The following is a 23,410-nucleotide window of genomic DNA, read 5'->3' on the forward strand; positions in this document are numbered from 1 at the left end:
AGGGCTTAAAGTATGGAAAGTCCATTGGCTGTAATGATATTATTAATTGGTACAATTTTAGTTGCATTAGTGGCTTTTGCATTTAGTTCAGTCTATTCCAGTTATGTAGCCAACAATGCATATATATCCAATTTTGCAGAAAGCGTATCAGAGGGTTTATACATTACTAAGTCCACCGTGGCCAGTAGCGGTCCAACTTATAGTGTTGTTATAGTCCCCGAGGACTTTAACTATAACGGGACAATTTACCTGACTGCTGTAAACACTACGCCAGTGTTGTACGGGAGTGACGTGGTCGCCCCTAATTTAGGCGATTTTGACGTGAAAATTAACGGTACTATCCCCGCTTTCACGAATAACGTTATATTATATTCCACGTCGCTCCACGAACTATACCAAGGTTCAATACCCTTATGGAAAAGTACCGTTGGTGCACCTCAGACAATCACTATTCCAGTTAAGTCAGACGCAGTAGTTTTCATATTTATCCAGACCCCTAAGGGTTTGGTGGAGGTGGGTTACGTATGGCTAGAAGATTGATAAGAAATAGAGGTCTATCGGAAATTATTGGATTTTTTGTACTACTCCTAATCCTGATAGCAGTACTTGTCCCGTTAGGGCTTTACCTCTTGTCTTCCCCAGCACAGCAAGAACAAGCTAAACAGTCAGCTAACGGTTATAAGCTAACTGCCGAACAACAGCTAAGCGAATTTGCTATAGCATATGCCCAAGGTGATGCGACACCCCAGCTACCTGCTGTATTACCAGTATATACTAACGGTAACTTATACCTAGTATTCCCCGGAGGTCAGAACCCGGAGGTACCGGTTACAGTAAAAGCCTACTTAGTGGAGTATTCAACAGGGAGTGGCTCAGAGTGGTTAACGTTAAATACAAATCTCCCCGTACTCGTCAGTAAGTCTAACTCGACATTCTATAACGGGTATAAGGCGATAGAAATCCCTCTCTCGTCAATATACAACCTAAACCCGAACAATATCGAGAGGGTAGCAATAGTGACGCAATTAGGAAATATAATCTATGCATATCCCCCCACTGCAATACCGTTACCCAAAATACCCTCCCTTGCTGTATTTATAAACCTACAGCCTAAATCCCTGACCGTAGTAGCGAACCCGCAATTTCAGGCCCTTTGTCCTTCATCTGGGTCTATTGCTCTTACTCAACTGGTAAAAGAATATGGAGGAACAGTGACGTTCTCGGGGTCTTTTGCCAACGCATTGTTGAACGCTTCGACAGGGACAGCATTAAAAATGGACATGGCATATATAGGCCCTATATGCTTTACTACCGACAGTTTTAGTACGCCTCTCAACAACCCCGCTGCAACATTTAAAGGCATAATGAATGGGACCTTCGACTGTGCAAACATGATGATAAAAGGGACTATTCAAGGCTACTTTACGTCTCCCGGCTTTATCTCCGTAGAAGGTGCGTCAGTTAACGGTATAACATTAAACGGTGGGTTTATCAACACCTCTATGAAGGTGACCGGCTTATCTGGAAACCTTAACTTTATCCCACAGTCGATAAGTTTTGCATTGAGCAATCAGCCTGTACTACCAGGTGAAATAATAATTAAAAATGCACAAGCTGTGTCATTAAACTTAGTTAACGTGAGCGTGGACGGTACATTCAGCGGTACTTTCAGCGGTATATTAAACGGAAAGAAGGTCACTATATCAGGTAGTAATAAACAGATAGACGGGACAGTTGAGGAAGGGACTCTAACAGGTTCCATAACTGAAATGACTTTCACACAACGCATTGTTACGGTAACAAATAGTTTTGGGTTTACACAAGCTATATGTTACTCGCCGGGTGGTATAGCAGGTACCATATCCCAAGCTGAATTAGAGACAGTGGTAACTAACTTTAACGGGACTACTATAGGAAGTGCCAGTGTAAAATATATTAACGCCAGCCCCACAGTACCTACACCAGGCTTATTTACCGACTTCGGTGTGAATGAAGACACTTATAACGTTAGTTTTAACAGCCTTTCCGGTGAAGTAATACTGAGTGGGGCCGACGGAAATATTGGAGAGCAGAGCCCAATAACAGTAACATTCCCAGTTCAGCCCAACTTCTTAGGACAATATCCATCAACGTGTGATTCAATTGATGAGTTTGACGGTGTTATAGACGGGACAATGAACTTGGATAATGGAGAATATATGCAACTAGGTAGCTTATTCTCCAACGTCATAATTTCAATACCTCAAAATGCATATAACCCCGATAGTAATAATGGGCTTGTAACGGGGACTGGATTTAATAATGGGTTCTATATAGTGACACCATTGGTTATTAGGGTATCTTTCGAACTCGATAATCCTTCCAATATGACTGATGAGTTTACTATGATGCCAATTGCGGTAAAAGAATTATACTACTTTACTTTCCTGGGACAGAACCAACAAAACCAGCAGCCGATTACGGGTTATGCTGAATATATAGGCACAGCTGACGTAGTCCTAAACCCTGAAATAGTAATCCCGCCATTCCATAACGCTACATATACTTACACGGTAGATATACCGGTGACCGGGTCTTTCTTCAATGTCCCTAACATACAAGATATACATAACCCTCAGGCTTTAAACAACGGTAAAGTAGAGTATGTAGAGGTCAATTTGGGTCTAGTAACACCGAATGGATATGAAGCCACTACTCAAATAATAGTCACACCGTATAACCTGATAACCTATCCGGTATCCGGTTCTTCATCAAGCTAAACCTAGTTAAGGTAATACCCTTTTTTTAAACAAGACAAAAATTTTTCAACTCGTCCTATGTTTTAGGCTCCTTGATAGTATATCGAATAAACTTATCTAATAACCTACCTATGATATTTATCGTATTATACCTCAGGATAGCTGGGGCTACTTAATACTATAGTAGCATTTATCGGAAAATTCCTGCAAAGTTATGTTACCTTAAAAATAATTTAATAGCAACACAAGAGGAAATCAAACAACTTGCTGTAAAGCCTAAGGTTCTTCATGGACATGATTTATTTTATCACATTATAAAATGAAAATATTTAAGCAATAGAAATTCCCGAAACTGCTACTATAGTTAATAGTTAGAAGTTATTATAGCAGAGGCCACCACGGTATTTAATTTGACTTATTTATAGTCGTCTCTGTCACGTATTTATCCACGGTTTGTCTAAGATAAAATTTAAATAGAATATATCTATAGACAATTCCTCGTATTAAATATATTTATACATTTTGTTTAGCACTATAAAGTAAATAAAAAATATATACTTAGATACGCAAAATATATTATGGTCATGAATTCTGAAATTGTGTATCCTGATGACGTTATGTATGTGGACTATGAGACCTTTTTACAGTTATTAAGCATAACCAAATTAACGGGAATATTTAATACTTCTTATACAGAAATTACCTTACCACTAGAAAATGGGATAGAACTTTTACAGAGAGAAATTTCCACGTTAGACATAGCACAGATAGTACTGGTTTTACCGCGTAATATAAAAGTAGAGGAAGTGATAAAGAAGATAAACAGCTTAAAACCTACTGTACCAGTATATGCCATAGTCCAGAATTCACAACTTGACTATTTTGTAGTAATCTACCAAGAGAAGCCAAAAGTAAATACGTAAAAAATCAAATTCCTATGCCTAGCCTATAGTTTTGCAGTAGACTTTAATCTTGGACTTATTTCGAATAGGGATTTCATTAGCCCACCGTATCGTTCTACCCAAAAACCTTATGCCAATATATTATACTTAATATGATGTGTGGTATTACGGTTTTTCGATAGAGAGATCGGGTCTTAGCAGTTTACGTAAAACCGTTACGTTTAATATATTTTTAGTAATTTAGGTAAGTGGTGCTAGAATTTACGACTCAAACCTTTAGTCTCCAAGAATTTAACATAAAATGAAGTATAAGTGTCGACGTAATGGTCAGGGTTAATACTCAACAGAACGATTTTTTCCAATAAATACTATTTAAATATAAATACTAGTCGTAGCTACTCATACCGTTGAGTTCAGTAGGAGCTAATATATGGTCAGTTTACAAAGACATCAGCACCGTTAACAGCGGAAATATTCCCGGACGAGGGGGGTAAAGACTCGTACTTTAACGCCTGACTTAGTATAAAAAACCTTTTACGCGACTTATCTACCGAGAGGACATATCTTACATGCACGTCCTAAATCCAGTTGGTTACGGAAGACCGTCACTGTCATCGCGGGTTTACGTTAACGACTCTAAGCCTATAAAACCCGACCCCCTCTTCCATAACAGCTTTTTCTCCTTTACTCTGTCCTTCTCTCCTTCGTCCAAGACTATGTAGTCCACATTACCTCTAATGTACTTGCTTACCATGTACATCCTGTCAAAGACGGGCATGTCCTTTATCCCGGTGAACACAAAGATAAGGTCAATATCGCTTGTGTCCACGTAATCCCCCCGGGCCCTAGACCCGAAGACGTAAACCTCGATTAACGTTGAGAAGTCCCTTGATACCTCTTCTACAATTTCCTTAGCTAGGTATACCATCCTCATTTGGCTCTCTATTGCAGACTTCCCCTTACCCATTCCACCACCTCTTTAGCCCTGTTTAACAAGTCTTCCGAGATCGCCCTGCTATATTGTTTAAACGGGACGCCGTTAGCAGCGTCCGGATAACGGGAAATTACGAAGTGTGAGGACAACACCATTAAGTCTTCTTTGACCTTAGGGGGTATCGCTAGCCCTTCCCCTTCTATGACCTCAGCGAGCCCAGTAAGAGAGTGTGTCTTTCCGGGGTCTTTACCTAAGAAAATACTCAGTGCCTTTAGTGCTTCTTCTGCAGCTTGCTGGGAGTGGAACGCTGAAGCGTAATATTTAACGCTCGACAGGGGTACTCTCGCAGTGTCCAAGTCCTCATTAGCTTGATCTAACCAGTCCCTATAGTCTACTATACACCATTTGTGATGAAGGTTATAAACTCTTTTGTGTTACGTCTGTTATACTCGGTTAAGTAATAAAGGGCAAGTCCTCCTAGCATTTTATGTAAAACCCTAGCACTGACATTTTTTATTAAATAGACGGAAGCACTATATATTTTCTGAATTAAACCACAGTTTTGGGGCTTTAAGATAGGGTGTAAGTACCAAGAAAAGTGTTAGGGTAATGTTTACCGCCACGGTTTTCCTATAAATACTATCCTTATTTTCCTATCCTTATAGGTACTAGCCCTTAACTAACAATAATGTTGTCCTTTATTAACTGAGCGAGTATAAGACATCTGCACTGTGAGAAGAAATACAAGATATTATGGTGGTACGGTCTTGCGAAAGTATTTGAAGGGCTAGAAGGAATTACGGTATCTCACCGTCCTTCACGGTTTTAAGTCCCACGGTATGATCTCCTGCCCGTCCCTAACGGCTGTCTGTGTATAACCAAGTGTTTGGTTTCAGACTAAGGCCTTTTACAGGTCTTTTTGAGACTTCTATTTATTTCAGTGTAGTTGGTCGTCATTAAATATACACACTAAGCAGCGTTAACGTGGTAGTGTACAAAAAAGCGTACTATAAAGGGCCATGATTTAGACCAAGAGTGGACCTATACGTACTGTATTATTCGTCCATGAATTATACAAGTTCGAGAGAAAATTATAATACATAAAGGACGCGTGAAAGGCCAACTAGTAAAAAAAGTAAATTTACAAAAGAATGTGGACGACATCGATAAGGATGTAGTTACTAAAATACGATATATCCGAATATTATGTTCCCCGCCCCCTCATGTCAAGCCCATTTCACGGTTTTATGTGATAGTACTTCTCGAATATGTAGAGGAATAATACAAGCGTGAATACACTCAACACGACTTCAATGTAGACCCCGACATTGAAGTTCAGCATGATATACTTGCTCTTTATGTCACCGTAACCCAAAAGCGGGGAAATCAAGAAAACTACGTAAGCGGTATACCCGCTTATTGACACGTGGTGCGACACAACATAGCCAGAGACTATAAAGGTCACCAATACGGGCAAGACGAAGGCTATCAGAAACGTGATTATATATGAGACCCCTTCAGTCCCAATGATGGACACCAACATTATCAGAGACTCGTAGAAGAGGACAGTAATGAAAGAGAGCAAGACCAAGATATCATCATGTAATAACGTTATGTCCAGCACCGCTAGATAGACCAGGAAGACCGCGTCCCAGAGCGCCAAGGACATGAGCCTAGCAAAGGCTACTCTCCTCCATCCCCTGAACAGGGAGACCTCGAATACCGTAACGTCGTCATTCCTAGCCACGTGGGAAGTACCCAACGCAGTGACCATGGGTATTGTGTAGAGCGAAGAGAACGTTATGTAGTCCAGCACTATCTGGAAATGTTTGACGGACGGCGTGTAGTAGCTCAACGTAATCAGTGCCGATACAAAGTAAACCAGTATCAGCACACCGGGGGAAAATTCACCGTGGAGGTACCACTTAATCGCTCTCCATGTATATCTTTCTGACCCCTGCCTTTTTGAAACCAATTGCTATCCCCTTTTTTACCATACTTTCCATTTCCTCTTCCTCCCCCCTCACAAGGAGGATATTACCAAAGTCCGCTATCGTACCCGAAGGCGGTGTGGTGTTAAACCTCACGAAAACCTCGTAGATCGGTTCCCTGTAAAGGTCGTCGATCGTCCCCTTCCACCTCACCTCACCTTCCTTCAGGACTACTATGTAGTCACCAAACCACTCAGCCTCCTCAGGTATGTGGGTAGTTATTACCTTGTCTGCTTTATCCTTCATGATGACCTTGCCTAGCTTCGTGGCGTTAGCTAAGTCGACATGCGAGAGCGGTTCGTCCAGGACCTTTATCTCGGACTTTACACACAGGACAGAGAGGAGCTGAACCATCTGGGTCTGACCACTGGACAGGGAGGAGATATACTCGTTCTTTACGTCGTCAAGGAGGCCCATGTCATCGCACTCGTCCAAGTATCTCATGTAGTCCTTTACCTTAACCTTGAGGTTGAACTTGGGCTTCTCGAACTGGAAGGCCATCATGGAGACCGCTTTGTCCCTGTCCTTATATGGGATTACGCCGTTCACGATTACTTTCCCCCTAGTCGGGGAGATAAGCGACGTCATAATCGACAGGAACGTAGTTTTGCCGCTACCATTATGGCCTAGAAGACAGAGGTTCTTCCCCTCGAAGTCGAACCTGACCCCCTTCAAGGCGGTCTTCCTCCCGAAACTCTTATAAACATCTTCTGCAATTACTCTCATATCGAGAGAAAAATAAGCAAATATAGTTTTAAACCTTTCTATAAAAAGTCGGAGTAAAGATAGTGTCGTTATTAAGCTATTCATATTTGTATAACGAGTATTACTTATGGGTAGGAAGCCTGTAATCAGACATGATATACCTTGTCCCTCTTGTGGTAGCCACCACGTAGCTAAGTGAGGTAAGCCTCTGGGTAGGCAGAGGTATTTGTATAGGTACTGCGGTAAGTATTTCCTCAGTGATGTAACCTATCACCACTACTCTGAGGAGGTGAGAGAGAAGGCTTCAAGGATTTATGCCAACGTTATGAGGGCGGTTTCTAAGGTACTTAATGTACTTCCGGACACGGTGTTTACTTGGGTAAGGCGTTAAGGTAGGCGGGGGTAAGAGGACTCGCGGGCTTGTGGGAGAAAGCGAAGGAGTTGGTCAGTGGTAAAGTCATTACTATTGATAAGGTACGGTTGAACTTTTACAGAAATACTAGGGCTTTTTACGAGGGGGTCTTCACTTGTCACGTTTACACTAGGCTAGGGTTTTATCCAGATTACTCTGTTGGTGATAGGGACGAGAAGGCTTTCCGTGAGGTCAAGCACTCCTTGCCGGAAGGAGGTAAGTGACTATTATGACTTATACTTTTGGTTAAAGGACTACACGGTTATCTCACCGGTTAACCCAACGATTCACAGCACTGAGGGATAGGCTTATCAAGAGGCGATAAAGGCAGTAAATAAGAGTGTAAATATTGTGAAGTAATTCCATAGCGTTGGTCTTATGGGAAAAAAGGTTAAATCCCAGAATTTGTAGCTTAATGACAAGGGTATCACCACTCTCAAAAAGTTAGTTAGAAGTTTTTAAAGACCACGTAACTGTTTAGCTGGAGTTTTGATTTCTATATGGGATTTTCAAGATGAGGAAATATACAGATTATTTATCCTTATAATAGATTATATGATGATATATAGAATATAAAGATTATCTTTTTAAAGTTTAACAAGTAGTGTATTAATAGAGTGAAAATATGTTAGAAAAGACAAGAAAAAAACTATATTATGTCTCTCTCTTGTTTTTATTACCGATTTTCCTTCTAGTCGCTTCGAGCTCAATAGTCAGTGCATCGATAGGAAACGTCAGCGGCTGTGTTATCGATACAGTAGATTTGAAATGTCCTACTTATTTTCTATTCTGGAAGACTGGCTGTGTGACTGTTGGCATTGTCTCTGAAAATGGAACCTATTTAACATACAATAATGGAAACTCGGTAACTGCTTCAACCTCTACATTCGATCGTTCTTACAACAATTGCTATAATGTTCAAGAAACTGGAAGTATGAATAATTTTCAATCCTCTCCCCCATGTTTCCAGAGTACTGCTACGTTCAGTTTCGGCCCAGAGGGTCCTTGTGCTCGTAACGCCCCAGCAGGGACTGAGACTTTTCAGATCATTATAAAGTTAATACCTTGCTATAATGGAGGATATTTACTCTACGTTAAAGGGCTAGCAAGTGGATCCTACAATTACGTCAAGACTTGTCAATCATCCTCATCACCTATACCTCCGATAATAATAGAGGGTGATGTTGACGGGTGACATGGCTAGGTAGTAGAAAGTGATTAGGCATGAAGAGGAAGTCGGTCATCAAGCTAACTATGATTTTTTTAGTAGTAGTCCTTGCTATCATAGTCTTATCTACACCTATCTCCTTTTTATTATACTACTACTCCATTCCCTACTCAACGCCGTTTCAGAAGGGAGCTACTATAAATTATGAAATTTTCCTTTCCTACACCTATAAGACATTTAAAGGTAAGATTTACAGTCTAGAAGAAAACGGTTACCTGACGGTGAAGTCTCTGGGAGGGTCACAATTCGAACTCACGTTTTACGGAGGGTACCTCAACCTGACTTGCTTTAATTTCAAGGCCAGTAAACCCACCTCTACAGTAGTCAAGGCCGGTAAGATCCCAAACGTCACAACGGTCTTGGGGTATTCCTCTCCGCTAATGAGGACCCTGATCATAAAGGGGTACCAGCCTACAGCCGTCTTTAATTATACTCCTTACCCGGGGTGCAGCGTAAAAGAAGTTTTGGTCAAGACAAGTATTACCCTTTTCGATATAGAACCTCCTTTCGGGTTAATGCCCTATATATATGTCGATAATGTAAGTAGGAGCCCGGACTTGTCGTTAGTTTACTTCCCGGTCCCGGGAGACAGCATGATCGTAGACGGGGGTACGATCAACTTCTACTACCAGCCCCCGACTTATAATGCCTCCGCCTCTGACCGGTTTGCCAACCCCCTGATCCCCATTAACATGACAGGGTGGATGGTCGAGTGTAGCCTGTTCCAATACCTGATACACAACGTGACGTCTAACTACGCAGAAAACGGAAAGTACTTGGCTACCATGAGCATTTCAGTCCTGTTGCCGAACTCTCACAACAGGATCAGATTCGACCAAGATTGGGGCGAGTACCCTTTAGCTACCATCGATTATTGGAGAAATGTAATAATACTGTTCCTCATCATAATAGGCGTCTTATACTTCTTATACAGGAGGATGGTCTAGAGACTTGGGCTTAGCCGCTCGGCCCTTTCCTGAGCACATGTTGACAATGGACCCTAGAGGGTTATGAGAAAGGCGGTAGCGCAGTCGCTGAGCTATTATACTCAGTCAAGTACTAAGGAGCAAGCCCTCCATCATATTCATAGAGAATGTGTACTATATAGGCTAAAGCCCCATCACCCTTTACAAACCGACCGAGTATTTCTTTACGGTGCTCAAGGCGTGGTAAGCCCTTTTCCTATGCGGCCGCTACGGGGGCAGGGGCCCCTTTTATACACAATTTGTGCTCTAGCGACGGGCTACCGTCCTCAGGTATACCAGGCCACCGGCTAAAGGGATAGCTCTAAAACCGACCATAACATCAACGAGAAAGTCTTTGCCCTTTAATACTTTACAAAGTACGAAACCGGTCCGAGCGGGTCTTGCGTTCAGGTAGCTTAACTTACCCACCTCTAACACCGACAAACCCGAGGTCTGTCCCTTTAACCTTGGCAACCATACGGACAGCGCCTTACGTGAGATCCGGTGTCGGTATTTTTTATTAATCTGACTTGTGGTATTACACAATCCACGGTTAGGAGTGGGGACTCTCGAGTATTTAACATAAAGCTAAGTATTGGCATAAATACTAGGGTAATGTCCAGAGCGTAGTTTTTCAGTAAATTTTATACTAAAAAGGCCTTACATAATGCGGGGACTTCTTGTTTTTGTCGAACTATTATGACAAAATTTATAAACTGGGTATTTAGAGGTTTACCAATGAAAGATAATAAAAAGTTAGTGTCTATATTAATGCTCTCCCTAATTTTTTTATGTACACCTATTACACTGGCTCAGGTATCGCCTCAGGTAAAGCTAATGGCCACTAAGACTATTGACTCACCGTACGTGTTAGTTTGCAGTGTAACGGGGTATGACCACGGTATAATAGTACCATTAGAATACGTTAACTTTTCCTTTAGTTCAGGACAATTGAGGTACTATTCGACCTTATACATATACTTCTTCAACGCCACTACCAGCGTACTACTATACGAGTCAGCCCTAAACGGGATTGCCAAGGTCATACCTTTCATCAGGGACGGAGATCTATACATAGTGGTCCGCACGTTTGCGAATTCGCCCTATATTTCCCAAACACACTCACGATCTGTCGTTTACGTGTTCAGCGGCCTAAAGTTGGTTAGCACTTATACTATTGCAGGCACACTACTGAGCCCCAACGAGGTACCCCCACCGTCGAACCTCTCCGCAATCCAGATTGAAAAGTTTTGGCTTTCCAAGGTCACGGTACACATAAACAATTACACAGCGACCGCAGAGGTGTGTACAGAGAACGTTACTATAGAGTTAAACGGGGTGAATATTACACTGGTAGGGCTGAGGCCTATGGTCGAACTACAATTATCTGAGGGTGTACTCGTTATAGCTAAATATATCCAGCCGATATTGGGAGAAGCCAGGCCCCCGTTGTTAAACTTCACCTTGTTCAGTAATAACGGTAAGGTAATATGGACTGAAAACTACTCGATACGTGAACCACAGGAGGACCTCTTCAACCTGTTTAGTTCTAGCCAAGAAGTGAACTCTGACCTTTTCGGCCTACTTACCAGAGGGAAGGTAGCCGTAGTAGGCGATCAACTCTTCCTGATTAACGTGACCCAACAGGGCCCGTTTTTCGGCGAGTTAAGGTTCATCAACGCGACAATACTGGGGGTGAACCTGAGTGACGGGCTGGTCACCACAAGGGTAGACCTAACAAACGTGACACCTAACATAGGGTTACTGAACATAGGAGGGAAGCTTTACGTGTTGGCAATAAATAGTTCCGGAATTAACGTCGAGAAGTACAGTGACGGGCGCCTCACCGAGGTAAGCGAAATCCCGCTTGTCATACAGACAAAACAAGTAGTTAAACAGGATCACCAAGTAATCACATACCCTAACGGGACTACTATAAGGCGTGTGGTCAATGTTACCATAAACGTGACAAATATCTTGACCAGCGCGTTCTATAGCTATGGCAGGTACTTATTGATAGCGAGCCCCTCAACCAAAGGTACTAATGTTACGGACATATACTCTAGAGGGATCACCTATTATACTTTGGGCGAAAACGTGACCCAGTTCCAACTAACACAGAGGAACTATGTGTTATTAATGAACAACAGCAACAATTTCACTTTAGTGTTTCTCAACAGTAACGGGACTGTTATGGGGACTATGGACATCGGGGGTCTAGGGTCGGCTTTAGCGTCCTCTCTCTTACCGAGGCCTTACGTGTATGTGAGCATGGTAAACCCCTATACGTACTACGTGCTCAAGGTGTATTATAACCTGACTTCAGCTAACACTACGAATACTGAGATGCCGTCTTTCAAGGGCGAAACGCAGATCAACGTCTATGAAGTGGAATTCCCACAGCACTCAGTCCAGGTTACTAATACTATTACTAGTAATAAAAATAGTAATACAGTTCCTAACTCAACACCCTCTAACTCAACACCCCCATCCACCCCCACAAGTGTAAATACCACACTATTGATAGCGGTAGTCGTCATCGCCGTAGTAGCTGTGGCAGCAGTCTTAGCCTTAAAAAGGAAGAAGTGAATTTTTTCCCTTAATTTTTCGCTATATTTCTTCTGTTATCTGTTATGGTTCTCTATTTGTTTCACTTGTTTTTCACCTCTACGTCATTACAATTAAGGCCTTAAAGTACATCAGATTCATGGAAAGCCTAAACGATTTAGTCCTAAAGACCCGGGGGTGATACGGGAAAATACCACCACGGTGTAAAGGCTACAGTGTTTTTACATTACTTTTTCACGACGTCTTTCCAAATACCGTAATGTGAGTAGGCTGGCGTGGGGAGGGGATTAATTATACTCAGTCAAGCTACGTAGGCCTATCGCCATATATACGGGGTATACTTTAAGTTAAAGCTAATGATGCCCCCATAGTCTGATCAAGCGTAAAAAAATAAGCATAAGTTATACTTAGGCAAAAACGTATAAAAAGGCCCGTGCTACCCGTAACAACTGCCCTCACTTACTGCGGGCTTGAACTCCACCGCTCAATAATCTCTTTGTTATCAAGGACTAGCATTAGCCTGCTCATATTGGCTAAGGACCTCTCGTGTGCTTCCTTATCTGCTGACGACACTGCCTCCTTTGCTATTACAGGTAGGAAGCCGAGTGTTTGGGCATGCCTTGCAGAAGTCTCGACCCCTATATCTGTCGCGATACCGGTAAACACTATTGTTTGGATCCCCGCATTCCTTAGCATTAGCTCGAAGTTTGTGCCTACAAAAATTGACGCCGTGTTCTTGTTCAGTACCACGTCACCTCCCTGCGGGTAAACGTCCTTGACTATGTCGCCGGGGTTAAAGTTCCTCCTCATATATGCTGGTTGGAATCTCTCCGGCAAAGGGGTTATCTTTGTATAGACTATCGGCACGTCGTTCTGCCTCGCTGAGCTTATTAACTCTTTGAGTTTAGCCAAGAAGGTGTCTTTATTAAAGATCGAGTTTACCAGAGCCTCTTGTACGTCCCATACCACGAGGACTGAGTTCTTTTTTGTTATGAACTTTTTTAACTCGTCTTTGTTGAACCAAGCCATAAAGGAGAATACTTATTCAGAGGTAAAAAGTTTATCACCGAACAGATCCCGTGACTATAACTGCGCTGAATACTTTTCAGGTACACAGCTTAAAATTATCGGGTTAAATAAAAAGAGGAGTGTACAATAGGGCATATTATCAAACAGATCCTTTAAAGTTATCCAATATTTTTATAAAGTTTTAATTTAATTTGGCCCTCGAGTCCCTAACGGGGAACGCATGACACTCTCGGTTCAGACTATGTAGACCAAAAGGCTCTCCTTATGCTTTAAACTTAATACCGAGTGAAAACAATAAACGTTAAACAATGCGCTTCTGGTACGGAGGGTAAACCTCACTACACGATAGGTTTAGAGGTGAACTACACTTCAGAGTGTAGGCAGAGTTTAAACCTACCCTTTTGTGTTTATAACGAGTTTTTATTCCACGTATTATTACTCATGCTGGCCTAAGTTAGGGTCACAACGTGCGGTGTCCTATCTACTTATGCCCCTACGTATTTCTGATCAGGCACATGATGCTAACATTTTCTGAGCGGTGCTCTGTGCCCTCAAGTATTTAACAGAGGTGAAAGTGTATAAGTTAAGGGCTAAGTGTTCAAGGTAATACTTAACTGCCTCGGCTTTTACCGCAAGCACCACACTGGGTTAATCTAATGAGGACACGCGAGGTCCTCATCGGATTGTACAGTCAATTTGATTAGGTATATCTGCATAGTATTTAGATAGAAAATGCAACTACTTATATTCCCGATATCGCTCTTGGCATCAGGGCTAATAATCATGGCAGTGCCCTATTACTACTCTAATAAGTTAGTGTATATCGCGGTGACCTTGGCCTCTTCGGCCTCTATCTCGTTCTCCCTCCAGTTCCTACTGGAACTATCACCTCTGTTCAGGCCTTACTTGCACTTCATTTCTTATTTCAACATAATGGTGGGGCACAACTGTATGAACGCGTTAGGTTTTCTTATCCCCCTCTCCGTCTCGCTATACCTAGCTACTAAAGCTGAGGTCGACAAGGTCGATATAGTCCTACTCATCACCTTATTGGGGATAAGCTCAACGGCGTTAACATTATACAAACTGGGGCTCATCCCTTATATACCGGAGCTCCTCGTGTACAGGAATTATGTAGGTTATTCCCCTGATATTTTTCTCGTGATGGCCTTCTCCTACTCCCTATTTAGAAAGAAGAACCCTTGCAAGCTGGCTTATGTAGAAATGTTTATAGCCGGGGCTTACGGCGATATGGTAGCGTTCGTGATAGGCGGTTCACATATTATAGCCGGGGGGCTGGGCTTCCTAGACGGGGATTTCCTGTTACCGCTCTTGTTCTCTCTAGAGCTGAGACTGTTAAAGAGGTTTAAGAAACGATAGGGACATGACTTTTATTCTCGCTGATGTTTTTTCACTCATGACGATAACTTCTGCCCTTTTAAAGCTTTAGCCCCTTTTACGCGCCTTTTGCGGACTATTTTTTCCCTTGATCTAGTATAAATTCTTGAGCGAATAATTACAGTATTATGTGTAACCATTCTAGGTAGTCGGAGTCATAACCTCCTTATAATCGCATTTATACACGCTATTGCATCAGTTTTGTCTAGTGTATACTTATAATCGGTCAGTTTATAAAGGGCGACATTATCGTCAGCCTAGGGCTGATATATACACGCCACGGGAGAGCAAGGGCTTGCCCTCTAGCATCTAACTAAGTATAACGTGTGATATAACTTTACTGAGATAAATAGGGATGACAGAAAAGGCGTGAATGATCAAAAGACACATGGATTACCAGTTCTATATATTCTAAAAATTTAATTTTAAATCCTCTTAATATATTTGGCATGAATAAGTCTATATTATGTAGCGGACTTGTTTTTCTTAGTCGCAATTTATTTATCCTTTATAGTAGTTTTACCGTTTCACTTATCCCTTTTATACCCTCCCTATGTTCCTACTTTTCCTCATATTATATTCACTCAAAAGTAGCTACTCTTCAATTGCCCCTTGATGTCGTTCCTTCTTTACCCCCTCTTGTTAGGTATTATTGCACCAAGCCTTATATCCTTAGAAGTTTCATTCTTAATTATTAGCCTAGCTCTCGGTTTTTGGGTGCTCACGTCTCCATTGTAAATTAAAATACTCTCTATTGAATTAGTATAATTCTTTGTACAAATATCCGAATTTCTATTAAACTTTCTATCTAATTAAAGTTACACCCCCTCTCTTTCCGTCCTATTAGTTTTTTGTATTAATTTTACTCGTGTGTAATTAACAGTTAAAATACCACTTCTTCAATAAGATAAACTAAAATTGCAATAGGTCCGTGAACTACTCCTAAATAGATTTATTGGATTTCAAGGCTTTAGACTAAGATCGCGTGTAAATACTGATCAGGTATAAGTGTTTTAAGGATAGTGTTTTTAGCATAACACCCCCAGCTACCATGGTTAACATTTTACGTAAAATCCTTACGTTTGATAATATTTTTACTAATTAGACATGTAATATTACATATCTTACAATTATGGATTAGATTTTTAAGCACTTAACGTTAAGTAAAGTATAAATATTTACGTAAATATTTAGGATAATACACAGCTACCACGATTTTTCCAATTATTGGTACAACGAATAAGGGATACAGAAATCAACTAAACCATAAGCTCTGCCTGTGACAAAATTATTTCACCGGGCTAATCTAGAACACCTATAAGTCTGTACCCTGTAAGCCTCTCTTGCAAGTGTAATTAAAGCTGAGTATAGATGGCTCAATAAAAAGTCTAGTATTATGCTTCAAAATAATAAGTATCTCTTGTGCAATTAAGACTGTTACATATAGCGCCAAGTGTATGGACCTTATGCCATAACAATTGAGGAGAGAGTGATGTTAACACAAGGTTGAGAGTCACGAATATAACAGTTTTCCTAAACACGCGATTATTACATTTAAGCTTAAGGTATACTAAAATTTTTAATAAAATTCTGGGAAAAATAAAAGAAAGTGCCTGTCTTTGATTTTTCCTCTTTTGTCATATGGATTACGCTAAGCTTAATACCTCCTCTCCGTTTACGTTAACCTCCCCGTCAGACACTCCTGCATATATCACCGGCGGGGCTTGTGACTCCCCGGTAGCGGTGACCACATGGATAGAGGGTATTGTGTCCACGTTTATCACCCCGTTTTGTACTTCTAAGTGGTAGGTCAGGTTATAGTATTTACTTACGGTCACTGTGATCATACCGTTACCGACACTCCCGTAGAGGGATTTCCCGACCGCGTTATGCATTGTGATCACGCCGTTACCGACATTCACCTCCCCCTGAATAAAGCCCACATTATACAACGACACGTCTCCGTTACCTACCGTGAGGTAGAGTAAAGACGTATTAACGTCGGTAAGTTTTACGTCACCGTTACCCACAGATATATTAGCAGACGTGAAAATACTGATGGGTAGGTTAACGTAAATATCAGCACAGTATACGTTACTAGTGTCTGATGGAGGGGTTACCGATATGAACAAGGTCCCGTTAACCTCCTTGTAACAGACGTTAAAGTCGGAAGTCGAAGCCGTAAACCCTTTAGCAACTAACTTAATACTGATACTGGGGGCTTGGCTTTTCGTTACTGACACAATACCGTTGCCGTTACATATCACCAGTTCGTGCACGGGGAGTGTTACGGGGACCGTTACGACCTCGGTCTTCATAAAGAGGTAATCTGTTATTATCGGTATCCCGGACACTACTAAGACGCCTACTGAACCCGCCACTACTATAATTAGTATTGACACTAGTAACTTGTCCATAGGGATTTAGAAAATAAAGCATTATAAAAGGTTTGTGGTAGTATTTTAGAGAGTGATAATAGTGTCACCATTAAGCCATAAATTACACTAAAAATTTATATTAGAGAGTACTTTCAGGTAGGAGATCTGTAATTAAATATGACGTAGCTTGTCCCTCTTATAGTAGTCATCACGTTGTTAAGAGTGGTAAGCCTCTGGATAGACAGAAGTATTTGTGCAGGGACTGCGATAAGAACTTCCCCGCAAATTTAATCATCACTATCACTTTAGGTCATGTACAGAATAATGCATTATCAGTATCAATATTATTAAATTACAGCAGTTATTCTACGTTTAACCTAACTTAAAGGTTTTCATCAGGATTAGCACACCTCGTAGACGATTTTTGACAGATCCTTTACTTCTTTATTTTTAGGTTTATTGTTGAACTGAATGCCCTCACTCGTTTAGGTGTCCCAGATGCTTTTCCTTCTGTTATGGGTGTGAGTGTTAGGGCTAATGCTACCTTCCTGCTCAGCTCGTCCATCACGAGTATTCCGGCTAAGTAGTTGTATGCTTTGGTGAGCTAGCTTTTTGCGGTGTTTAGTTCGTTATAGTTACCAATTTCTTGACCTTCACATTTTCCAAAGAAATTAGACGTAAGCCTAAAAACCTTATCAGTATTACTAGTGCTTGGTATTACCAAGGAAAAGTAGGATAACTGTTGAAAGAGATTAGTAGGGCAACGTACCTCGATAAGCTAAGTTGCTCAAAGAGCCCGTTACCCTTTAAGCTAGGGTATAACTAAGCGTTGCTACCACCAAAAAATTGTCGTTATGCCTTGAAGGAGAGAACGAAATTATTGGTCTCCTTGGTATGTCCACTATAATAGCATTGGTTAATATGGACGACAGATACCCTCACCCTATATGTGCCTGCAATTTACACCGTCTTTTTAGGCCCTCCTAAGCCGTATACACCAGACAGTAGCCTAGTGCGTTTATTGTTTAAAACTATAAACTTTGTACAGTTTTTAAATGGTAGAATTCATAAAAAATTAATATGGTGGACAAGACATGCCACAGCGGGATATTCCCAATACCTTACTCCAGCGGGTGTATAGGTGTGGCAATGAAAGGGCTTCACAAAAGAACGGATTGGGGGGTGGTCGCTTAGGGGTCATGAAAGGGGATCTACTCTATTTGAATTATTACCCGAGTACAAATCAGGGCCTATACCGACAAGCGTAGGTATCGCTAGCCTACATTAAGAGTACGAGGGCTTTAAAGCACCTACATATTGCGTGATAAGTTAGCGTAATGAAGATAGTCCAAGCTTAAGGATTGGCCAATGTAGTACGGTGTATCTATATGTATTAGATCGTGCAACGTTGATACGCTACCAGATTGGTGGACACGGCACCAAAAAGCTGGAGTACAGCCTAAAATATATATTGAGTGTGAAGTATCGTTTCTGAAGACTTTGAGAGTACTGACACTGTACCCTTACAACACTGGTCATTACCGTTTTATCATTAAAATGTGTTTATATCACGATAAAAACGTACGGAGTTTTTACTGGGAGATAAATAGAAACTTTTTAGAGGGCAATAAAGTCAGGTAAGGATAGTAGGACAAGTCTCTTGCCTATTAACATTCAAGCCCGTAAATGCAGGGCATATTTTCAGTATCTACACACAGTCTACAAAGTAGACCGAGGCCTACAATTGCAGGCTTCATCTTCAGCGTCATGATGAATCCTCGTTAGCCTTATGCAGTTTATACTTTTTAATAATTATCCTACCTAGATTAAAATATTCTTATAGGATACCTTAAAAGATTTAACATATATATAAATTATGATATAAGTATTTACGTTAAATACTATAATAAAATAATTGTTCTCATATCTCATTACTGTCCTTTATCACACACGAAGTATGTTCACTCTCGCATTAGATCTATAGTGGACTTAGGATAGGCATGCGGGAAGGTGTAACACTTTTAACCTAGAAAGAGGGCTTTGTCATGATGAAGTTCATGAAGCGTAATACCCTGGACTTTTAAATTACACTAGACTTTTCTTAAACGATAATAAATGAACTTGGCCATATTTTAATTAGAACGAAACCTACAGTAGGTTTGAAGCATTATCTACCAGTCTTATAGTCTTCTTATTATAGTAAATTCGACAAGAAATTAACCTTTATTCACACATGCCGTAGAAGGATACTGAAAATTTTATCTGCCCTCTAAATAATATTGATAAGAGTTGAAGACAAATAATATCTAAAGGTTGGTTAAAGTTTCTCCGCTCTGGCCCTTAGTGGGGTGAAGTCGATGGCTTATCTTGTCCTCGTACTCGTCACGACTAACTTATGCTGTCCCTTCTCCCCATTGCAGATGTATTGTAGCTATCTTAAAAGTGGATGTCCAAAAACATAAATTACTAGAGGGATAAGAAGGTTTATGAAAAGGGACACCGGTTACTGCAATGATACTATCCTAGTGCTTAATCTATTTTAATTTAGTAAATTCAGAAATAGAATAAAGGTTAAGACCCCACCACTCTATTAGCTAAACCTCTCTAATGTAATAGAACCGGAAGGTAAATATGGTTATGGAGACTGTTGAGCTCTCCTTGAGACACTAGTTAAAGACATTAAGTGCGATTGGAGATGGCCCCTACGTGGGTGGTAAGTATTCTGGGGCTATTTACCTTTGACGTAGACGTAGTGGGTAAGAGGGAGTTGGTTAAGATGCGTACTAGGTCGGTATCGGTGACCTAAAATAGTAGCCGTAAATAGAGGTGCAGTGAGGCAGTCTAAAACGTAACCGCTTATACCAAATTGTTTTTTGAAATAACTGGTTAGTACGCTTTTACTCTCGTCGCCAATAAAAGGAGCTAATGCACGTTACTGAGGATATTAGAGCGATACACGGTCAAGAACTTTCGATTTCTCCAGGTTTAATTATCCTTATCCCCAGTGAGTTTGCTATAGCGATAATTCTTTCCTCATTCTTATCGTCTATGAAGGGAGTGACCACAACAACCTCTGACACCTTCCTTCCCTTAACCTTCTCGTACAGTTCTTTTTTCCTGCTGAAGGGTAGGAGGTCACTCCTCTTCAATGATGCAGTTAACTCGACTAGAATGACTTTACCGTCAGTTAAGACTACATCGATCTCTACTTCAGAAGGGTAACCGTAAACGATACCCTCCTTGTCAAAAATGACCTCTCTGTCAACTTTCCACCCTGCATCAGCTAAGAGCTCCATTATACCTTGCCTGAACACGCTTTCAGCTGTAATACCCCACCTGGCACCTAAAGCACTTAGAGTTATCTCCAACCTCTTAATGTCATTCTTGACCTCCTTAATATCGTCCTTAGTAGCCATGACCCTCTTCACCTCCTCCAACTCCTCCTTAGTAGCCAAGTTCTTGAGGTCGTCCTTAGTAGCCAAGTTCTTGAGGTCGTCCTTAGTAGCCAAGTTCTTGAGGTCGTCCTTAGTAGCCAAGTTTTGCCATGGCATTAACCTAGATAAGGCCTGGTAAATTATCTCCGGTCTGGTAGTAAGTACATCAGCTAAAATAGACGGGTTCTCAATTAATACCTTCTTTATTTCGTCAGCTAATGACATACCTAATTATATATTGAGTCCTAAAAATAAAAAGCTCACTACCCAACTTAGGTTTGTTCACCTATATGAAGCCTCACGTATCAGTGCTGTTATATGCACATTTAGGTTTTTATCTGACCGTACTTAGAAAAATAGAACCACAAAATGGACACAAATCGTTTAATTGACGGTATAGCCCACGGATCCATTTATATTCGTCTTACCAAAAAGTGGAGTTCTAACTGTTAATTGTACGTTTATTAAAATTAATGCTAAAGAACTGATAGGATGGATAAAAAATGAGCCCTTACTTTAATTTAAATATAGTGTTTAACACATTTTTAGCGATCCATACATAGAATTATACTAACTATAGAATTATATCAATTCGCAAAAGAAAATTCTAATTTGTGACGTAGACGTAATCAGCACTAATATTTTAGTGTGTTATCTAAGCATTATACTATTATAATTCTACAAGAAGATTATAATTAGCAAAGAGGCCGTGAAAGACCCCCCTATTCATGTTTACTGTATTTTTGCATTCTCTTTCACAGTCAATATTGGCACTAGTTTTCACACAGTTCAAAATTTGAAACTAGTTGTAGAAGTTATATAGGAAGTTATATAGTCAGTAGAGAATTAATAATTATGGCTGAAGAAATACTCAGAGACCCGTTAATCAGAGCAATGCTCGTACTGACTATTGTGCTGCTGGGGGTGTTAATAGTGATGTTCACACTAGACTTTATCGTTTCGGTAATGGAGGGCAAACTCATAATCAGTGGGGTCACTAATGTCTCAAAGCTTTATGGTTACATTATAGGCGGAGTACTGATCTTAGGCTGGGGTTTCTTCTTCCCAGTCTACGTAAGTACGAGGGGAGAACAAGGAAATATGTACCGTCTGAAATAGGAGAAGCAATAGACATGTATTATAAGGGCCTAATCACGCAGGATCAACTGGTTCAGATAATAGATAGGTATATGCAATGAAGATACGTGAGGGCTTGAGATAAAAAACTTTTTTGTATAAAAAGGTTTAACGTGTATAAGACCGAGAGCCTTTACTAACACTGTAGCTAACTAAACCCACCTAAGGGTTAAAAACGGAATCAAAGTAAAATTCTGGCGACTATACGTAGTAGACCCCACGGAGACCTGTAGTGTTTCCCAAAGAAATACCTCGTTTTACGATCTCCTTGTACATGTACCTGATGTATGTGTACTTGTAACTCTTTCTTTGACAAGTATGTCTTACAAGTACTGCTATATGCCCCTTTAGTTTGACATGTTTTCATTAACCGTACTAACTTTATTAGAGTTCAACAAGGATATTTGTACTATGAAATTCCCTTCTAAGAAAAAGAAAGTTGTTTCCATCATTAACCTCATTACATCAATAAGCATTCTCGTGGTAATAACTTCACTGACTAGGACTGAGTTCATACTGCCTCCTTTCCTCGCAACAGCGGCTACAAAATACCCCGACCCCGACTGGAGGAGGCCCAGGAGTTTTTCCATTATTACGTCTTACGTGATATGTAGTTTGATCGGAGTAGCCTTTTCTGTCTTCCACTTGTACGGCCTAATATTTGCCTCGGTGGCAGCTTTTTTATCATTTACAATCTGTGTCATAATAGACATAGAACACCCGCCCGCAATCCTTGCTACATTTTTAGGAGTATTAGAAAAGGTAGGGCCTTTATATATTTTACACCCCGTGCTCACCGGTGTCGTGGTCGTTGAAGGAGTAAACTATATTATGACCAAATACGGGGAGCAAAGGCTGTAGGGGTCACTAGTAGTCACATGATAAACTTACTTCCTCCCTACCTGATCTCCCTTTAATAGCCTCTACGCCGATATACTTTATATGGAACTCAAAACTCCCCCGAGGATAAAAGTCTTGGAAGCGCTTGGGGCTATAGCGGACGGTAGGGTAAGGAAGACTGAGGAAGGGTGTAAGGTTATCTCGTCGGAGAGGGACAAGGAGTACGAGGTCAGGATTAAAGAGCAACTCGTTTACAGTGATGACAACGGGACTAAGTTCAGGGGTTATGTGGGATACCCGATCATATCATGTCTTATGCTTAATAATGTCTTACCTTTCAACCAGACGTACGCTGAAGCGTTAAAGGGGATACCTTGGAAAAAGCTGAATGAGGAGTATAAGAATTATGCAAAAGTAGAGGAGGTCGTGTTTAAAGTCAGTGAAGAAAGGGGGGTAAGCAAGGAAGAGTTAGAAAGGTTTGTATACGAAGTTATAGCAAAACTCAAATCTCTCCACCTCCGTCGCTTGTAATTGACTTAACTTTTTGTTTTAAGTCTTCCTCCACCTCGTCTTCTTTCAAGACCTTAATAGCATACCCGGCGTGAACTAAAACCCAGTCCCCTTCTTTAGCATCTACTAAAGATAAGCTTACCTGCCTCTTAAAGCCTCCGAAGTTTACCAAAGCGTTTTCCCCTTCTTTCTTGACCACTTTACCCACAAATGCCATATCGTACGGGTCATATTCCATAGT

The 23,410-nt window shown here is 40.8% G+C and carries 20 protein-coding genes and 1 pseudogene; 12 read left to right on the forward strand and 9 right to left on the reverse strand.

Going from position 1 to position 23,410, the window contains the following annotated elements; all coding sequences use genetic code 11:
• Positions 1 to 12: 12 nt before the first annotated feature.
• From KN1_RS00920 to KN1_RS00930, 3 genes are all read left to right on the forward strand, one after another.
• Positions 13 to 540: a hypothetical protein gene (locus tag KN1_RS00920; RefSeq protein WP_221288855.1), complete on the forward strand. Its 528-nt coding sequence runs from the start codon at positions 13 to 15 to the stop codon at positions 538 to 540.
• The gene (locus KN1_RS00925; RefSeq protein WP_221288857.1) at positions 525 to 2,759 is read left to right on the forward strand and encodes a hypothetical protein; all 2,235 of its coding nucleotides are present in this window, start codon (positions 525 to 527) and stop codon (positions 2,757 to 2,759) included. Before KN1_RS00920 ends, KN1_RS00925 begins: the two co-directional genes overlap by 16 nt.
• A 563-nt stretch (positions 2,760 to 3,322) precedes the next feature.
• A complete protein-coding gene (locus KN1_RS00930) occupies positions 3,323 to 3,661 on the forward strand; it encodes a hypothetical protein (RefSeq protein ID WP_221288858.1) in 339 nt (112 codons plus the stop codon).
• A gap of 601 nt (positions 3,662 to 4,262) precedes the next feature.
• Here KN1_RS00930 and KN1_RS00935 read toward each other — a convergent pair.
• The 4 genes from KN1_RS00935 to KN1_RS00950 form a co-directional block, all read right to left on the reverse strand.
• Positions 4,263 to 4,607 carry a nucleotidyltransferase domain-containing protein gene (locus KN1_RS00935; protein ID WP_221288860.1) on the reverse strand — a complete coding sequence of 115 codons (345 nt, stop codon included), beginning with the start codon at positions 4,605 to 4,607 and terminating at the stop codon, positions 4,263 to 4,265.
• Positions 4,583 to 4,930: a HEPN domain-containing protein gene (locus tag KN1_RS00940; protein WP_258712540.1), complete on the reverse strand. Its 348-nt coding sequence runs from the start codon at positions 4,928 to 4,930 to the stop codon at positions 4,583 to 4,585. The genes KN1_RS00935 and KN1_RS00940 overlap by 25 nt, the downstream gene beginning before the upstream one ends.
• Before the next feature lie 881 nt (positions 4,931 to 5,811).
• A complete protein-coding gene (locus KN1_RS00945; protein WP_221288862.1) occupies positions 5,812 to 6,549 on the reverse strand; it encodes a hypothetical protein in 738 nt (245 codons plus the stop codon).
• Positions 6,500 to 7,375 (reverse strand): ATP-binding cassette domain-containing protein, encoded by an 876-nt coding sequence (locus tag KN1_RS00950; protein WP_221288864.1) that lies wholly within the window; start codon positions 7,373 to 7,375, stop codon positions 6,500 to 6,502. Before KN1_RS00950 ends, KN1_RS00945 begins: the two co-directional genes overlap by 50 nt.
• Positions 7,376 to 7,397: 22 nt before the next feature.
• On the opposite strand from KN1_RS00950, the pseudogene KN1_RS00955 reads away from it, so the two are divergent.
• From KN1_RS00955 to KN1_RS00970, 4 genes and pseudogenes are all read left to right on the forward strand, one after another.
• A pseudogene (locus tag KN1_RS00955) lies at positions 7,398 to 8,098 on the forward strand (IS1/IS1595 family N-terminal zinc-binding domain-containing protein).
• A gap of 209 nt (positions 8,099 to 8,307) precedes the next feature.
• The gene (locus KN1_RS00960; RefSeq protein WP_221288866.1) at positions 8,308 to 8,877 is read left to right on the forward strand and encodes a hypothetical protein; all 570 of its coding nucleotides are present in this window, start codon (positions 8,308 to 8,310) and stop codon (positions 8,875 to 8,877) included.
• 29 nt (positions 8,878 to 8,906) lie between these two features.
• Entirely contained in the window at positions 8,907 to 9,857 is a 951-nt protein-coding gene (locus KN1_RS00965) for a hypothetical protein (protein WP_221288869.1), read from the forward strand.
• Between the two features lie 756 nt (positions 9,858 to 10,613).
• Positions 10,614 to 12,464: a hypothetical protein gene (locus KN1_RS00970; RefSeq protein WP_221288871.1), complete on the forward strand. Its 1,851-nt coding sequence runs from the start codon at positions 10,614 to 10,616 to the stop codon at positions 12,462 to 12,464.
• Positions 12,465 to 12,902: 438 nt separating this feature from the next.
• Here KN1_RS00970 and KN1_RS00975 read toward each other — a convergent pair whose 3' ends face one another.
• Positions 12,903 to 13,472, reverse strand: coding sequence for a cysteine hydrolase family protein (locus KN1_RS00975; RefSeq protein ID WP_221288872.1), 570 nt, complete (start codon positions 13,470 to 13,472; stop codon positions 12,903 to 12,905).
• 732 nt (positions 13,473 to 14,204) lie between these two features.
• Here KN1_RS00975 and KN1_RS00980 point away from each other — a divergent pair.
• On the forward strand, positions 14,205 to 14,852 hold the full coding sequence (locus KN1_RS00980; protein WP_221288873.1) for a hypothetical protein: 648 nt from the start codon (positions 14,205 to 14,207) through the stop codon (positions 14,850 to 14,852).
• Positions 14,853 to 16,516: 1,664 nt separating this feature from the next.
• Here KN1_RS00980 and KN1_RS00985 read toward each other — a convergent pair.
• Positions 16,517 to 17,287, reverse strand: coding sequence for a DUF4097 family beta strand repeat-containing protein (locus KN1_RS00985; RefSeq protein ID WP_221288875.1), 771 nt, complete (start codon positions 17,285 to 17,287; stop codon positions 16,517 to 16,519).
• A 131-nt stretch (positions 17,288 to 17,418) separates the two neighbouring features.
• Between KN1_RS00985 and KN1_RS15075 the strand changes: the two genes are divergently transcribed.
• Complete coding sequence (locus KN1_RS15075) at positions 17,419 to 17,634, forward strand: IS1/IS1595 family N-terminal zinc-binding domain-containing protein (RefSeq protein ID WP_420857170.1); 216 nt, start codon at positions 17,419 to 17,421, stop codon at positions 17,632 to 17,634.
• A gap of 50 nt (positions 17,635 to 17,684) precedes the next feature.
• Here KN1_RS15075 and KN1_RS14905 read toward each other — a convergent pair whose 3' ends face one another.
• Both KN1_RS14905 and KN1_RS00990 read right to left on the reverse strand, forming a co-directional pair.
• Positions 17,685 to 17,813: a hypothetical protein gene (locus tag KN1_RS14905; RefSeq protein ID WP_258712541.1), complete on the reverse strand. Its 129-nt coding sequence runs from the start codon at positions 17,811 to 17,813 to the stop codon at positions 17,685 to 17,687.
• Between the two features lie 2,395 nt (positions 17,814 to 20,208).
• Entirely contained in the window at positions 20,209 to 20,907 is a 699-nt protein-coding gene (locus KN1_RS00990) for a PD-(D/E)XK nuclease family protein (RefSeq protein ID WP_221288876.1), read from the reverse strand.
• Positions 20,908 to 21,537: 630 nt separating this feature from the next.
• Here KN1_RS00990 and KN1_RS00995 point away from each other — a divergent pair.
• The 3 genes from KN1_RS00995 (at position 21,538) to KN1_RS01005 (ending at position 23,190) form a co-directional block, all read left to right on the forward strand.
• Positions 21,538 to 21,801 (forward strand): hypothetical protein, encoded by a 264-nt coding sequence (locus KN1_RS00995; protein ID WP_221290836.1) that lies wholly within the window; start codon positions 21,538 to 21,540, stop codon positions 21,799 to 21,801.
• A 429-nt stretch (positions 21,802 to 22,230) separates the two neighbouring features.
• Positions 22,231 to 22,680, forward strand: coding sequence for an HPP family protein (locus KN1_RS01000; protein WP_221288877.1), 450 nt, complete (start codon positions 22,231 to 22,233; stop codon positions 22,678 to 22,680).
• Between the two features lie 81 nt (positions 22,681 to 22,761).
• Positions 22,762 to 23,190: a hypothetical protein gene (locus KN1_RS01005; protein WP_221288879.1), complete on the forward strand. Its 429-nt coding sequence runs from the start codon at positions 22,762 to 22,764 to the stop codon at positions 23,188 to 23,190.
• Here the strand turns inward: KN1_RS01005 and KN1_RS01010 are convergent.
• Positions 23,162 to 23,407, reverse strand: coding sequence for a HypC/HybG/HupF family hydrogenase formation chaperone (locus KN1_RS01010; RefSeq protein WP_221288880.1), 246 nt, complete (start codon positions 23,405 to 23,407; stop codon positions 23,162 to 23,164). The genes KN1_RS01005 and KN1_RS01010 overlap by 29 nt on opposite strands.
• Between the last annotated feature and the right edge of the window lie 3 nt (positions 23,408 to 23,410).

It is taken from the genome of Stygiolobus caldivivus, from assembly GCF_019704315.1.
GTDB lineage: Archaea > Thermoproteota > Thermoprotei_A > Sulfolobales > Sulfolobaceae > Stygiolobus > Stygiolobus caldivivus.

Excerpts from the sequence above, each read along its gene's own strand:
- KN1_RS00980 (WP_221288873.1), top strand. The coding sequence starts at position 14,205 with ATGCAACTACTTATATTCCCGATATCGCTCTTGGCATCAGGGCTAATA.
- KN1_RS00925 (WP_221288857.1), top strand. The coding sequence starts at position 525 with ATGGCTAGAAGATTGATAAGAAATAGAGGTCTATCGGAAATTATTGGA.
- KN1_RS00950 (WP_221288864.1), bottom strand. The coding sequence starts at position 7,375 with ATGAATAGCTTAATAACGACACTATCTTTACTCCGACTTTTTATAGAA.
- KN1_RS01000 (WP_221288877.1), top strand. The coding sequence starts at position 22,231 with ATGAAATTCCCTTCTAAGAAAAAGAAAGTTGTTTCCATCATTAACCTC.
- KN1_RS00990 (WP_221288876.1), bottom strand. The coding sequence starts at position 20,907 with ATGTCATTAGCTGACGAAATAAAGAAGGTATTAATTGAGAACCCGTCT.
- KN1_RS00935 (WP_221288860.1), bottom strand. The coding sequence starts at position 4,607 with ATGGGTAAGGGGAAGTCTGCAATAGAGAGCCAAATGAGGATGGTATAC.
- KN1_RS00970 (WP_221288871.1), top strand. The coding sequence starts at position 10,614 with ATGAAAGATAATAAAAAGTTAGTGTCTATATTAATGCTCTCCCTAATT.
- KN1_RS00930 (WP_221288858.1), top strand. The coding sequence starts at position 3,323 with ATGAATTCTGAAATTGTGTATCCTGATGACGTTATGTATGTGGACTAT.
- KN1_RS14905 (WP_258712541.1), bottom strand. The coding sequence starts at position 17,813 with ATGGACGAGCTGAGCAGGAAGGTAGCATTAGCCCTAACACTCACACCC.
- KN1_RS00995 (WP_221290836.1), top strand. The coding sequence starts at position 21,538 with ATGGCTGAAGAAATACTCAGAGACCCGTTAATCAGAGCAATGCTCGTA.
- KN1_RS00985 (WP_221288875.1), bottom strand. The coding sequence starts at position 17,287 with ATGGACAAGTTACTAGTGTCAATACTAATTATAGTAGTGGCGGGTTCA.
- KN1_RS00975 (WP_221288872.1), bottom strand. The coding sequence starts at position 13,472 with ATGGCTTGGTTCAACAAAGACGAGTTAAAAAAGTTCATAACAAAAAAG.
- KN1_RS00960 (WP_221288866.1), top strand. The coding sequence starts at position 8,308 with ATGTTAGAAAAGACAAGAAAAAAACTATATTATGTCTCTCTCTTGTTT.
- KN1_RS01005 (WP_221288879.1), top strand. The coding sequence starts at position 22,762 with ATGGAACTCAAAACTCCCCCGAGGATAAAAGTCTTGGAAGCGCTTGGG.
- KN1_RS00920 (WP_221288855.1), top strand. The coding sequence starts at position 13 with ATGGAAAGTCCATTGGCTGTAATGATATTATTAATTGGTACAATTTTA.
- KN1_RS01010 (WP_221288880.1), bottom strand. The coding sequence starts at position 23,407 with ATGGAATATGACCCGTACGATATGGCATTTGTGGGTAAAGTGGTCAAG.
- KN1_RS00965 (WP_221288869.1), top strand. The coding sequence starts at position 8,907 with ATGAAGAGGAAGTCGGTCATCAAGCTAACTATGATTTTTTTAGTAGTA.